Annotated in this window: 10 protein-coding genes; 2 read left to right on the forward strand and 8 right to left on the reverse strand. The window is 72.9% G+C overall.

The features are described from left to right. The first annotated feature begins 6 nt into the window (after window positions 1–6). Complete coding sequence (locus tag ACIG36_RS10735) at window positions 7–1,524, forward strand: M1 family metallopeptidase (protein ID WP_399925221.1); 1,518 nt, start codon at window positions 7–9, stop codon at window positions 1,522–1,524. Window positions 1,525–1,672: 148 nt separating this feature from the next. Beyond that, window positions 1,673–2,410, forward strand: coding sequence for a MerR family transcriptional regulator (locus ACIG36_RS10740; RefSeq protein ID WP_399925223.1), 738 nt, complete (start codon window positions 1,673–1,675; stop codon window positions 2,408–2,410). A 35-nt stretch (window positions 2,411–2,445) separates the two neighbouring features. Here the strand turns inward: ACIG36_RS10740 and ACIG36_RS10745 are convergent, their stop codons facing one another. From ACIG36_RS10745 to ACIG36_RS10780, 8 genes are all read right to left on the reverse strand, one after another. Further along, the gene (locus ACIG36_RS10745; RefSeq protein ID WP_399925225.1) at window positions 2,446–4,614 is read right to left on the reverse strand and encodes a 3-hydroxyacyl-CoA dehydrogenase NAD-binding domain-containing protein; all 2,169 of its coding nucleotides are present in this window, start codon (window positions 4,612–4,614) and stop codon (window positions 2,446–2,448) included. Window positions 4,615–4,669: 55 nt separating this feature from the next. Further along, complete coding sequence (locus ACIG36_RS10750; RefSeq protein WP_399925227.1) at window positions 4,670–5,884, reverse strand: acetyl-CoA C-acetyltransferase; 1,215 nt, start codon at window positions 5,882–5,884, stop codon at window positions 4,670–4,672. Between the two features lie 56 nt (window positions 5,885–5,940). After that, window positions 5,941–7,083: an acyl-CoA dehydrogenase family protein gene (locus tag ACIG36_RS10755; protein WP_399925229.1), complete on the reverse strand. Its 1,143-nt coding sequence runs from the start codon at window positions 7,081–7,083 to the stop codon at window positions 5,941–5,943. Next, window positions 7,080–8,222 (reverse strand): CaiB/BaiF CoA transferase family protein, encoded by a 1,143-nt coding sequence (locus ACIG36_RS10760; protein ID WP_399925231.1) that lies wholly within the window; start codon window positions 8,220–8,222, stop codon window positions 7,080–7,082. Before ACIG36_RS10760 ends, ACIG36_RS10755 begins: the two co-directional genes overlap by 4 nt. Window positions 8,223–8,314: 92 nt before the next feature. Then, complete coding sequence (locus ACIG36_RS10765) at window positions 8,315–8,674, reverse strand: MmcQ/YjbR family DNA-binding protein (protein ID WP_399925233.1); 360 nt, start codon at window positions 8,672–8,674, stop codon at window positions 8,315–8,317. A gap of 166 nt (window positions 8,675–8,840) precedes the next feature. Next, window positions 8,841–11,204, reverse strand: a complete 2,364-nt coding sequence (locus tag ACIG36_RS10770; protein WP_399925235.1) for a Tex family protein — start codon at window positions 11,202–11,204, stop codon at window positions 8,841–8,843. A gap of 124 nt (window positions 11,205–11,328) precedes the next feature. Next, window positions 11,329–12,192, reverse strand: a complete 864-nt coding sequence (locus ACIG36_RS10775) for a hypothetical protein (RefSeq protein WP_399925237.1) — start codon at window positions 12,190–12,192, stop codon at window positions 11,329–11,331. A 119-nt stretch (window positions 12,193–12,311) separates the two neighbouring features. Next, window positions 12,312–13,064: an enoyl-CoA hydratase/isomerase family protein gene (locus ACIG36_RS10780; protein WP_399925238.1), complete on the reverse strand. Its 753-nt coding sequence runs from the start codon at window positions 13,062–13,064 to the stop codon at window positions 12,312–12,314. Window positions 13,065–13,192 lie beyond the last annotated feature (128 nt).

Below are 13,192 nucleotides of genomic sequence, written 5' to 3' on the forward strand. Positions count from 1 at the left end.
TGACTCGTGCGTCACAGACTCATCGTTCCGAGCGCGGCCGCCGCCTGCCTGCTGCTGGCGATCCCGGCGTCGGCCGCCGACGCCACGCCCGGCGCGCCGGGCGCCGGAGACTCCTACTACCCGGCGTCCGGGAACGGCGGCTACGACGTCTCCCACTACGACCTGCGGCTGAAGTACGAGCCGAAGTCGGACAAGCTGGACGGGACGGCGACGCTCACGGCCACCACCACCCAGGCGCTCTCCCGCTTCAACCTCGACTTCGCCCTCAATGTGAGCGAGGTGCTCGTCAACGGCAGGCCCACGCCGTTCGCCACGTCGGGCGACCACGAGCTGGAGATCACCCCGGCCACGCCGCTGCCGCAGGGCAAGGAGATCACGGTCGTCGTCCGCTACAGCGGCATCCCCTCGCAGGTGAAGATCGGCGGCTACTCGGCCTGGCAGCGCACCCCGGACGGGGCGGTCGTGGCCAACGAGCCGGAGTCGGCCGTCTGGTGGTTCCCCAGCAACGACCACCCGCGCGACAAGGCCACCTACGACATGTCGGTCTCGGTGCCGGACGGCCTGCAGACCGTCAGCAACGGCGAGCTGAAGTCGCAGTCCTCCCGGCTCGGCTGGACGCGCTACAACTGGCGCGCCACCAAGCCGCAGGCCAGCTACCTGACCACGCTGGCCATCGGCAAGTTCGACATCACCACCGACAAGACGGCCGACGGCCTGCCCGTCCTCAACGCCTACAGCAAGGACCTGGGCGACAACCTCGCCTCGGCCAAGGCGAGCATCGGGCGCACCACCGAGATCATCGACTGGGAGAGCAAGGTCTTCGGCCCCTACCCCTTCAACGCGATCGGCGGCTACGTCCCCAACGTCAGGACCGGCTACGCGCTGGAGACCCAGACCCGGCCGTACTACAGCCCCTCCGGCTTCGCCAACGGCGCGAACACCTCCCTGGTCGTCCACGAGCTGGCGCACCAGTGGTTCGGCGACAGCGTCTCGGTGAAGAACTGGCGCGACATCTGGGTCAACGAGGGCTTCGCCACCTACGCGCAGTGGCTGTGGTCGGAGAAGGAGGGCGAGGGCACCGCCCAGCAGCTCGCCGACTACATCTACACCGGCGTCCCGGCCGACAACGACTTCTGGAAGGTCAAGCCGTCCGACCCGGGCGCGGACAAGCAGTTCCACACTGCCGTCTACAACCGCGGCGCGATCGCCCTGCAGGCGCTGCGCAACAAGGTCGGCGACCAGGCCTTCTTCGCGCTCCTGAAGGACTGGACGAAGCAGAACCAGTTCGGCAACAGCTCGGTCGAGGACTTCGTGACGTTCGCCGAGAAGGCCTCCGGCAAGCCGCTGCGGCAGCTGTTCGACACCTGGCTGAACACGGCCTCCAAGCCGAGCGCGGCCGCCGCCGCCAAGGACGGCATCGGCAAGCCGGCCGCCGGCGCCGCCAAGGCGGGCAAGACCCTCAAGGCCCCCCAGCCCAAGTCCTGGAAGAAGATCCAGGAAGCCCAGCGGGCCCACCGGCACTGAGCCGCCGCACACCCTCCCGAGGGCCCGTCGCCACCGGCGACGGGCCCTCGCCCGTGCCACCGCCCCGGCACCGGCGAGGTTTCACAGCGGTGGTGGCACAGCAATACTGTTGAACCGAAAGGGCGCGACAGAGAGCGAGGCACCGCGGATGGCCGCAGACACCGGGGAAACGGCGGAAGCGAACCTCACCGTCGACGAGTTGGCGGCCCGCGCCGGAGTGACCGTGCGCACGGTCCGCTTCTACGGCACCCGGGGGCTGCTGCCCCCGCCCGAGATCGGCCCCCGCAGGGTCGGGCGCTACGGGCCGGGCCACCTCTCCCGGCTGGCGCTGATCGAGGAACTGCAGCACCAGGGGCTGACGCTGGCAGCCATCGAACGCTACCTGCGGCGCCTGCCGGACGACCTCAGCGCCCACGACCTGGCCATCCACCGCGCCCTGGTGGCCTCCTGGACCCCCGACAAGGCCGAGCAGACCCCGCGCGCGCAGCTCGAGCGCCGCGCCGGGCGCGCCCTGAGCGAGGAGGACATCGACCGCCTCGCCGCGATGAACGTCCTGGAGCGCACCGAGGGCGACGCCGGCACCTTCCGCGTCGACCCGGGCCTGCTGGGGCTGGGCGTCCAGCTGCTGGACGTGCCGATCGCGCTGGAGACGATACTCGCGGCCCGCACCGTCCTGATCGAGCACGCCCGCTCCACGGCCCGCGAGCTCACCCGCCTCTTCCACGACGAGGTGTGGGGGCCCTACCGCGAACGCGAGAGCGACCCGGAGGAGGTCGAGGCCATGAAGTCGCTGTCGGCCCATATGCAGCCGATGGTGGTGCAGGCGCTGGTGACGGCCTTCCAGCGGTCGCTGAAGCAGGAGCTGAGGGCCACCTACGGGGGCTGAGCGGCCGGGCCCCCGTACGCGGCCCCCGGGCCGGGTCAGTCCCTGAAGGTCTCGCCCCGCTCCGCCTTCTCCACCAGCAGCGCCGGGGGCGCGAACCGCTCGCCGTACGCTGCCTCGAGCTCGCGGGCGCGCGCCACGAAGCCGGGCAGGCCGCCCTCGTAGCCGTTGACGTACTGCAGCGCACCGCCCGTCCAGCCGGGGAAGCCGATGCCGAGGACCGAGCCGATGTTGGCGTCGGCCACGGAGGTCAGTACCCCCTCCTCCAGGCAGCGGACGGTGTCCAGCGCCTCGGAGAAGAGCATCCGCTCCTTCATGTCGGCGAACGGGATCCGGGCGTCCGCCCGGCCGAAGTGCTCCGCCAGCCCCGGCCAGAGCCCGGCCCGCCGGCCGTCCTCGTAGTCGTAGAACCCGGCCCCGCCGCTGCGGCCGGTGCGCCCGAACTCCTCCACCATCCGGTCGATGACCGCGTCGGCCGGGTGCGGGGTCCAGGTGCCGCCGGCCTCCTCCACCGCGCGCCGGCCCTCCTCGCGGATCTTCCGGGGCAGCGTGAGGGTCAGCTCGTCCATCAGGGAGAGCACCTTTGCGGGGTAACCGGCCTGGGCGGCGGCCTGCTCGACCGACGCGGCCGGGACGCCCTCGCCGACCATGGCCACGCCCTCGTTGATGAAGCGCCCGATGACCCGCGAGGTGAAGAAGCCGCGCGAGTCGTTGACCACGATCGGCGTCTTGCGGATCTGCCGCACCAGGTCGAACGCGCGGGCAAGGGCCTCGTCGCCGGTCCGCTCGCCCTTGATGATCTCCACCAGCGGCATCTTGTCGACGGGCGAGAAGAAGTGCAGCCCGAGGAAGTCGGCGCGCCGCTCGACGCCCTCGGCCAGCAGCGTGATGGGCAGCGTGGAGGTGTTGGAGCACAGCAGCGCGTCCGGCTCGACGATGTGCTGGATCTCCTGGAAGACCTTGTGCTTGAGCGCCGGGTCCTCGAAGACGGCCTCGATCACCGCGTCGCAGCCCGCCAGGTCGGCCGCGTCGGCGGTGGGGGTGATCCGGGCCAGCAGCTCGTCCCGCTCGGCCTCCGTCGTACGGCCCTTGGCCAGCGCCTTGGCCAGCAGGCCCTCGGAGTAGGCCTTGCCCTTGCGGGCGTTCTCGAGCGAGACGTCCTTGAGGACGACCTCGATGCCGGCCCGCGCGCAGGAGTAGGCGATGCCCGCGCCCATCATGCCCGCGCCCAGCACGGCCACCTTGCGCACGGTGCTCGGGGCGACGCCCTGGGGGCGGCTGCCACCGGAGTTGACCGCCTGCATGTCGAAGAAGAACGCCTGGATCATGTTCTTGGCGGTCTGCCCCGTGACCAGCTCGGTGAAGTAGCGGGCCTCGATCACCTGGGCGGTCTCGAAGTCCACCTGGGAGCCCTCGACGGCCGCGGCCAGGATGTTGCGCGGCGCCGGGTAGGGGGCGCCGCCCGTCTGCTTCTTGAGATTGGCGGGGAAGGCCGGCAGGTTCGCCGCGAAGCGCGGGCTCGCCGGGGTGCCGCCGGGGATCCGGTACCCCTTGACGTCCCAGGGCTGCTGGGCGCTCGGGTTGGCGGCGATGAAGGCACGGGCCTTGGCCAGCAGCTCGTCGGCGTCGGCCGCCACCTCGTGCACCAGCCCGGCCTCCAGCGCCCGCCGGGGGCCGTACTGCGTGCCCTGGAGCAGCACCTTCAGCAGCGCGTCGGTGATGCCGAGCAGCCGCACGGTACGGGTGACGCCGCCGCCCCCGGGCAGCAGGCCGAGCGTGACCTCGGGCAGGCCGATCTTCGAGCCGGGCGCGTCGAGGGCCACGCGGTGGTGGCAGGCCAGCGCGATCTCGTACCCACCGCCCAGGGCCGCGCCGTTGATCGCGGCGACGACGGGCACCCCCAGGGTCTCGATGCGCCGCAGGTCGCGCTTGACGGTCATGCTCGCGTCGAAGATCCGCTGCGCGTCGGCGGGGGTCGCGGCGATCAGGTCGCGCAGGTCGCCGCCCGCGAAGAAGGTCTTCTTCGCCGAGGTGACGATGATGCCGCGCACGGCATCCTTCTCCGCCTCCAATCGGTCGGCGACGGCCGTGAGGGAGGTCTTGAAGGCGTCGTTCATGGTGTTGGCGGACTGCCGGGGATCGTCGAGGACGAGGGTGACGACGCCGTCGCCGTCCTGCTCCCAGCGGATGGTGGTGGGCTCGCTCATGTCCGGGGTCTCCAGAGGTCGGTGGGGTGGCCGGGCGGGCGTTGGAGGGGCGGGGCTAGACGCGCTCGATGACGGTCGCGACCCCCATCCCGCCGCCCACACAGAGCGTGATCAGCCCGTACCGCTTGTCCTGCCGCTCGAGCTCGTCCACGAGCGTGCCCAGCAGCATCGCCCCGGTGGCGCCCAGCGGATGGCCCATCGCGATGGCGCCGCCGTTGACGTTGAGCTTCTCCAGACCGACGCCCATCTCCTCGGCGAAGCGCAGCACCACGGCGGCGAACGCCTCGTTGATCTCGATCAGGTCGATGTCGTCGATGGTCAGACCGGCCTTGGCCAGCGCCTTGCGGGTGGCGGGCGCCGGCCCGGTCAGCATGATCGTGGGGTCGGAGCCGGAGACCGCGGCCGAGACGATCCGGGCGCGGGGCCGCAGCCCGTACCGCTCGCCCGTCTCTCGGTTGCCGATGGCCACCAGCGCGGCACCGTCGACGATGCCGGAGGAGTTGCCGGCGTGGTGCACATGGTCGATCCGCTCCACCCAGTGGTACTGCTGCAGCGCCACGGCGTCGAAGCCACCCTGCTCGCCGATGGCGGCGAAGGAGGGCTTGAGGCCGGCCAGCGTCTCCACGGTGGTGCCGGGGCGGATGTGCTCGTCGCGGTCGAGGACCACGAGGCCGTTGCGGTCGCGCACGGGCACCACGGAACGGTCGAAGCGGCCGTCCTTCCAGGCCGCGGCGGCCAGCTCCTGGGAGCGGGCGGCGAAGGAGTCGACGTCGGTGCGGGAGAAGCCGCCCAGCGTGGCGATCAGGTCGGCGCCGATGCCCTGGGGGACGAAGTTGACGTCGAAGTTGGTCATCGGATCGGCGAACCAGGCGCCGCCGTCGGAGGCCATGGGCACCCGCGACATCGACTCCACGCCACCCGCCAGCACCAGGTCCTCCCAGCCGGAACGGACCTTGGCGGCCGCGAGGTTGACGGCCTCCAGGCCCGAGGCACAGAAGCGGTTCTCCTGGACGCCCGCCACACTGTCCGGCAGCCCGGCGGCGATCGCCGCGATCCGGGCGATGTCGGAGCCCTGGTCGCCGACCGGGCTGACGACGCCCAGCACGATGTCGTCGATGGCCGCCGGGTCGAGCTCCGGCAGCCGCCGCCGCAGCTCGTGGACGAGACCGACGACGAGGTCGACGGGCTTGGTGCCGTGCAGCGCGCCGTTGGCCTTGCCGCGCCCTCGCGGGGTGCGGATCGCGTCGTACACGTACGCTTCGGTGCTCACGTCGTCAGCCTTTCGGGTGAAACGGCGGGTGGGCCCCGCCGGAGGCAGGGGGAGGGTCAGGAGAGCAGGGAACGGCCGATGATCTCCTTCATGATCTCGGTCGTGCCGCCGTAGATCGTCTGGATCCGTCCGTCGGTGAAGGCCCTGGCCACCGGGTACTCGGTCATGTAGCCGTACCCGCCGTGCAGTTGCAGGCACCGGTCGGCGACGCGCTTCTGCAGTTCGGTGGCCCACCACTTGGCCATCGAGGCGTGCACGGCGTCGAGCTCGCCCCGGTCGTGCTCGGTGACGCAGCGGTCGACGAAGGTGCGGGTGACGGCGCACTCGGTGGCCATCTCGGCGATCTCGAAGCGGATGTGCTGCAGCCCGGCCAGCGGCCGCCCGAAGGCCTCGCGCTCCTTGACGTACCCGGTGGTGGTCTCCAGCAGGTGCTCGGCCGCCGCGATCGCGGTGACGGCGATGCTCAGCCGCTCCTGCGGCAGGTTGGCCATCAGGTGGCCGAACGCTCCGTGGAGCGTGCCCAGCAGGTTCTCCTTCGGCACCCGCACGTCGTGGAAGAACAGCTCGGCGGTGTCCTGGGCCTTCTGGCCGATCTTGTCCAGGTTGCGGCCCCGCTCGAAGCCCGGCATGCCCCGCTCGACGACGAACAGGCTCAGCCCCTTCGCCCCGCCCTCGGGCGTCGTCCTCGCCACCACGACCACCAGGTCGGCCAGGATGCCGTTGGAGATGAAGGTCTTGGAGCCGTTGAGCAGCCAGTGGTCGCCGCGGTCCTCGGCCGTCGTGCGGATGCCCTGCAGGTCCGAGCCCGCGCCCGGCTCGGTCATGGCGATCGCGCTGATCGTCTCGCCCGTGCAGAAGCCGGGCAGCCAGCGGCGCTTCTGCCCGTCGGTGGCCAGCCCGGTCAGGTAGGGGCCGACCATGTCGTTGTGCAGCGGCACCGCGAGGCCCGCGGCCCCCGCCCGGGTGAACTCCTCGGCCAGCACGGCGCTGTAGCGGAAGTCGGCGTTGCCCCCGCCCCCGTACTCCTCGGGCACCGCGAGCCCCAGCAGCCCCTGGCGGCCGGCGGCCAGCCAGGCGTCGCGGGAGACGATGCCGTCCGCCTCCCAGCGCTCGTAGTGCGGGGCGACCTCCTTGGCGAGGAAGGCCCGCACGGTCCGCCGGAAGGCCTCGTGGTCGGCGGTGAAGATCTGTCGCTTCATCGGCTGTCGCCCTTCTGCAGCGGTTCGAGGCCGGGGACGTCCCAGTCGCGGGCCACCTCGGCGGTGTCGGCCCCCGGCCGCGCGGGCGGGCGGCGCACCGAGGCGGGGGTGGTGGAGAAGCGGGGAGCGGGGGCGGGCTGGACGATGCCGCCGTGCTCGGTGAAGGTGCCGCGGGCGGCCAGGTGCGGGTGCGCGGGCGCCTCGCGCAGCGACAGCACGGGCGCCACGCACGCGTCCGTGCCCTCGAACACCTCGGTCCACTCCGCCCGGGTGCGCCGGCGGAAGCGCTCGGCGACGGCGGTGCGCAGCTCCTCCCAGCGGCCGGGGTCGGTGCGCGCGGCCTCGGCGTCCGGCAGGCCCAGCAGCCGCGCGAACTCGGCGTGGAAGCGCGGCTCGAGCGCGCCGACGGCCATGTGGCCGCCGTCCGAGGTCTCGTACGTGCCGTAGAAGGGCGCGCCTCCGTCGAGGAGGTTGGCGCCGCGGCGGTCCTGCCAGCCGCCGGCCGCCAGCATGGCGTGGATCATCGCGGTGAGGTGTGCGGTGCCGTCGACGATGGCGGCGTCGACGATCTGGCCGGTGCCGGTCGCGCGGGCGTGCTGGAGGGCGGCCAGCACGCCGACGACGAGGTAGAGGGATCCCCCGGCGTAGTCGCCGAGGAGGTTGGCGGGGGCGTACGGGGGGCCGTCGGCGGGGCCGGTGATGCCGAGGGCTCCGGTGACGGCGATATAGCCGATGTCGTGCCCGGCGGCGTGGGCCAGCGGCCCCTCCTGGCCCCAGCCGGTCATCCGCCCGTAGACGAGCGCGGGGTTGCGGGCGAGGGCGGCCTCGGGGCCGACGCCCAGGCGCTCGGCGACGCCGGGGCGGTAGCCCTCGAGCAGGATGTCGGCCCGCCCGGCCAGCTCGAGCACGGTGCGGGGGCCATCCGCGCTCTTGAGGTCGACGAGGACCGAGCGCTTGTTGCGGTTGGTGATGTCGTACGCCGGGTCGACGCCCAGCCCCGGGCCACCGGGCCGGTCGACGCGCACGACGTCCGCGCCGAGGTCGGCGAGCAGCATGGCGGCGAACGGCCCCGGCCCGATGCCGGCGAGCTCGACCACGCGTACCCCGGAGAGCGGACCGCTCCCTGTCGTCTCCGTCATGCGGCCCCCACATCCGATGTCTTATGACACAACCGCTGTAACACTCGTGATGTTAAGAACGCGTTCCATCGTCCACAAGCCCCTTCCGCCCGTCAGCGCTGGTCCAGTTGGGCGATGAGCCGCTTGGGGGCGATGGTGCGGTAGCTCTCCTCGACCCAGTCGCACAGCAGCTCGGCGGGGGCCCCGGCGAGCGGGATGCTCACCCAGCCGTGCCTGCCCAGGCCGTAGGCGGTGGGGGCGGCGCCGGGGACGGCCAGGGCGTGGCCGTGGGCCTCGTCGTCCTTGAGCTTGACGGAGATGCCGGGGGCCTCGGTGTCCCCCTCGACGCCGAGGAAGACGAAGATCTTCTTGTTGACCTTGACGACCGCGTCGTCGCCCCAGGGGAACTCCTCGACGGCACCGGGGAGGGAGAGGGCGAACTCACGGACCTTCGCGCGGGACTTCGGGGACATCGGCGACATCGAGCGGACCTCCAAGTGACGGTTGTGGTCAGTGAGGTAGATGTTCCCCGATCCCGCGGGGTGACGGGCTCTCAGGAGCCGCAACGGGACGCCGGACGGACGCCGGATGCGACGCCGGACGGGCCGCGTGGCCCGTCCGGCGCCCCGAGGGCCCGTGTCAGAGCAGCCCGGCGCGGCGCAGGGCGTCCGCCATCGCGCCGTCGGCGGGGGCCTGCTCGCGGCCGTCCGCCCGGCGGGGGCGGGGGGTGTTGCCGCGGCGCTTGTCCCGCTCGCGGGGGGCGCGCTCGCGCCGGTCGGCCGGGGCGGCGCCCCGCGCCTCGCCGGACGGGGACGACTCGTCCTCCAGCCGGAGCGTCAGCGAGATCCGTTTGCGCGGGATGTCGACGTCCAGGACCTTCACCCGCACGATGTCGCCCGGCTTCACCACGTCCCGCGGGTCCTTGACGAACGTCCTCGACATCGCCGAGACGTGCACCAGCCCGTCCTGGTGGACGCCCACGTCCACGAACGCCCCGAAGGCGGCGACGTTGGTGACGACACCCTCGAGGAGCATGCCCGGCGCCAGGTCGCCGATCTTCTCGACGCCCTCCTTGAAGGTCGCCGTCCTGAACGCCGGGCGCGGGTCGCGGCCCGGCTTCTCCAGCTCGCGCAGGATGTCGGTGACCGTCGGCAGGCCGAAGGAGTCGTTCACGAAGTCCTCGGGGCGCAGCGAGCGCAGCGTCGCGGTGTTGCCGATGAGGGAGGCCACCTCGCCGCCCGTGGCCTTCACCATCGACCGCACCACGGGGTAGGACTCGGGGTGCACGCTGGAGGCGTCCAGCGGGTCGTCGCCGCCGCGGATGCGCAGGAAGCCGGCGCACTGCTCGTATGCCTTGGGGCCCAGCCGGGCCACATTCTTGAGCGCCTTGCGGGAGCGGAAGGGGCCGTTGGCGTCGCGGTGGGCGACGATGTTGTCGGCGAGGCCCGAGCTGATGCCGGAGACGCGGGACAGCAGCGGGGCCGAGGCGGTGTTGACGTCGACACCGACGCCGTTGACGCAGTCCTCGACGACGGCGTCGAGGGAGCGGGAGAGCTTCACCTCGGACAGGTCGTGCTGGTACTGGCCGACGCCGATCGACTTGGGGTCGATCTTGACCAGCTCGGCGAGCGGGTCCTGCAGACGCCGGGCGATGGACACCGCGCCGCGCAGCGAGACGTCCAGGCCCGGCAGCTCCTGTGAGGCGAAGGCCGAGGCGGAGTACACCGAGGCGCCCGCCTCGGAGACCATCACCTTGGTGAGCTCGAGCTCGGGGTGACGGGAGATCAGGTCGGCGGCCAGCCGGTCCGTCTCGCGGGAGGCCGTGCCGTTGCCGATGGCGACGAGCTCCACGTCGTGCTCACGGGCCAGCCGCGCCAGCGTGGCCAGGGAGGCGTCCCACTTGTTCTGCGGCACGTGCGGGTAGATCGTCTCGGTGGCGGACACCTTGCCGGTGGCGTCCACGACGGCCACCTTCACGCCCGTGCGGAAGCCCGGGTCGAGGCCCATCGTGGCGCGGGTGCCGGCGGGGGCGGCCAGCAGCAGGTCGCGCAGGTTGGCGGCGAAGACGCGGACCGCCTCGTCCTCGGCGGCCTGGCGCAGCCGCAGCCGCAGGTCGATGCCGAGGTGGACCAGGACGCGCGTGCGCCAGGCCCAGCGCACGGTGTCGCCCAGCCACTTGTCCGCCGGCCGGCCCCGGTCGGAGATCCCGAAGCGGCGGGCGATCATCTGCTCGTACGAGCTCGGGCCCGCCGCGGCCTCGTCCGCGGGCTCCGGCTCCAGCGTGAGGTCGAGGACCTCCTCCTTCTCGCCCCGCAGCATGGCCAGCACCCGGTGCGAGGGCAGCTCGGTGAAGGGCTCGGCGAAGTCGAAGTAGTCCGCGAACTTCGCGCCCGCCTCCTCCTTGCCCGCGCGCACCTTCGCCGCCACCCGGCCGCGCGTCCACATCCGCTCGCGCAGCTCGCCGATGAGGTCCGCGTCCTCGCCGAACCGTTCGGTCAGCACGGCGCGGGCGCCCTCCAGAGCGGCTGCCGCGTCCGCGACGCCCTTGTCCGCGTCGACGAACGCCGCGGCGGCCGCGAGCGGCTCGACGCCGGGGTCGGCGAGCAGGCCGTCGGCCAGCGGCTCCAGCCCGGCCTCGCGGGCGATCTGCGCCTTGGTGCGCCGCTTGGGCTTGAAGGGCAGGTAGATGTCCTCCAGCCGGGCCTTGGAGTCGGCCTCGCGGATCCGCGCCTCCAGCGCCTCGTCCAGCTTGCCCTGCGACCGCACGGACTCCAGGACGGCCGTGCGCCGCTCCTCCAGTTCCCGCAGGTACCGCAGCCGCTCCTCGAGGGTGCGCAGCTGCGCGTCGTCGAGCGCCCCGGTCGCCTCCTTGCGGTAGCGGGCGACGAACGGCACGGTCGAGCCGCCGTCGAGCAATTCGACGGCCGCCCGCACCTGCCGTTCCCTTACGCCGAGCTCCTCGGCGATCCTGCCTTCGACCGACGTCGACGTCGTCACGATCACGCTCTGCTTTCTGGTCTCCTCCGCCCGCGCGGAGTGTCTCTACGAGCCGTGATCCGCATTGTGGCAGGTACGGCCGGCGGCACGCGGACCCGGCGGCCCGCGCCGACCGCCGGCCGGGAGCCCGTTACCGCTGCTCGCGCAGGTCCGCGGGGAAGGCGCCCGCCTTCAGGGCGGCGGCGGTGAAGGTCTTCGTCAGCGTGGCGAGGCGCTCGGTGTCCTCCTCGCCCAGGTGCGTCCAGGGGGCGGCGTCCAGCCGGTCCGTCTCCGCCTCCAGCTCCTCGCGCAGGGCGGTGCCGGCCTCCGTCGGGAGACCGTCCGCGCCGAGCAGGCCACGCGCGCGCAGCCGCTCCCGCGCCGCCGTCAGCTCCTCCTCGCTCCAGCCGCGCGTCCGCAGCAGCCAGGCGACGGACATGCCCTGCCCGGTGGCGGCATGGCTGACGAGCGCCTCCACCGGGTCGAGCCCGGAGGCGGCCAGGGCGATCAGATGGCTGTCGCCCCGGTGCTCGCGCAGCAGCGTGGCGGCGTGCCACAGGGCCAGGTGCGGGGCGTCGGGGACGGGCAGGTCGGCGTGGGCGGAGTACAGCGGGCGCACGGCGCGCTCGCCGGCCTCCGTGGCGCGCAGCGCGAGACGGGCGGCCTCGGCCATCTCGGGGGAGGCGACGGCCTCCTCGCCGAGCAGGCGGCGCAGGGTGATGTCGGCGGCGCGCAGCCGGGCGGCGAGCACGTCCCCGGGTTCGGCGATGTCCCAGACGCGCGGGACGTGCCGGGCCACCAGCTCGTGCTTGAAGCTGTGGAAGGTGGCCGTCACGGTGCCCGCGCCGACCCGGCCGAGCGCGGCCGACCGGCTCGCGAGGTAGACGGCGCTGCCGGCCTCCAGGCCGAGCGCGGTCAGCTCCCGGGTGGTGTCGGGGGAGAAGTACACGGCCGAGTGGAAGGGGTTGAGGTAGGCGGAGCAGCGGCGCTGCGCGGAGGCGGGGAGAGTGCTCATGTCCCGCATGTTACCGACCGGTTGGTACGGCTGGAAGGGCCGCAGGGCGGCCGAACACGCACCCCTTGCCGATGCGCCGGACCGCCTTTCGAACGTGCCCGGCCGTCTTGCGCCGCGCGTCACACCGTCCACTCGAAGCGCGGCGCCCTGCGTTCCAGGAAGGCGGCGACGCCCTCGGCGGGGTCGCCGCTGCCGCGGAACTGCCGGTCCCAGTACGCGGCGCGGTCCGCGGGCACGGGACCGGCCGCGAACTCCTTGGCCGCCGCCTGCGTCAGCTGCGAGCGCGAGGCCAGCGTGCGGGCGAACTCCGCCACCCGCCCCTCGAGCGCCTCCCGCGGCCACACCTCGTCCACGAGGCCGGTGCGCAGCGCCCGTCCGGCGTCGATCAACTCGGCCGAGAACAGCAGGTACTTGGACGTCGCCGGACCGACCAGCTCCACCAGCCGGCGGGTGGAGGAGGCCGGATAGACGATGCCCAGCCGTGCCGGGGTGACGCCGAAGGACGCGCCCTCCGCCGCGAACCGCAGGTCGCAGGCGGTTGCGAGCTGGCAGCCACCACCCACGCAGTGGCCGCGCACGGCCGCGATCGTGGGCTTGGGGAAGGCCGCCAGGGCCTCCTCGGCCGCCACCGCCAGGCCCCTCGAGCCCGCTCCGCCGTCGGAGCTCAGCGAGGAGATGTCCGCGCCCGCGCAGAAGGTGTCGCCCTCGCCCGTCAGCACCAGCACCCGTACCGCCGGATCGGCCGCGCACCGCTCGAGGAGTACGGGCAGCTCCCGCCACATGTCCGTGGTCATGGCATTGCGCTTGGCGGGGTTGGCGATGCGGACGGTGGCGGTGGTGCCGTCGATGTCCAGGCGAAGTGCGGGCTCCATGCGCCGGATGCTACCCGTGGGCCCCGGAGCCCCTGACCAGGCCTTAGGAGGCGCGTCCTCCGGATCGCTCAGCGAAGGAGGAACGACCGGGCCAGGAACAGTCGCCGGAACGACCGCGCCATACGCTC

Source organism: Streptomyces sp. NPDC053048 (genome assembly GCF_044547045.1).
GTDB lineage: Bacteria > Actinomycetota > Actinomycetes > Streptomycetales > Streptomycetaceae > Streptomyces.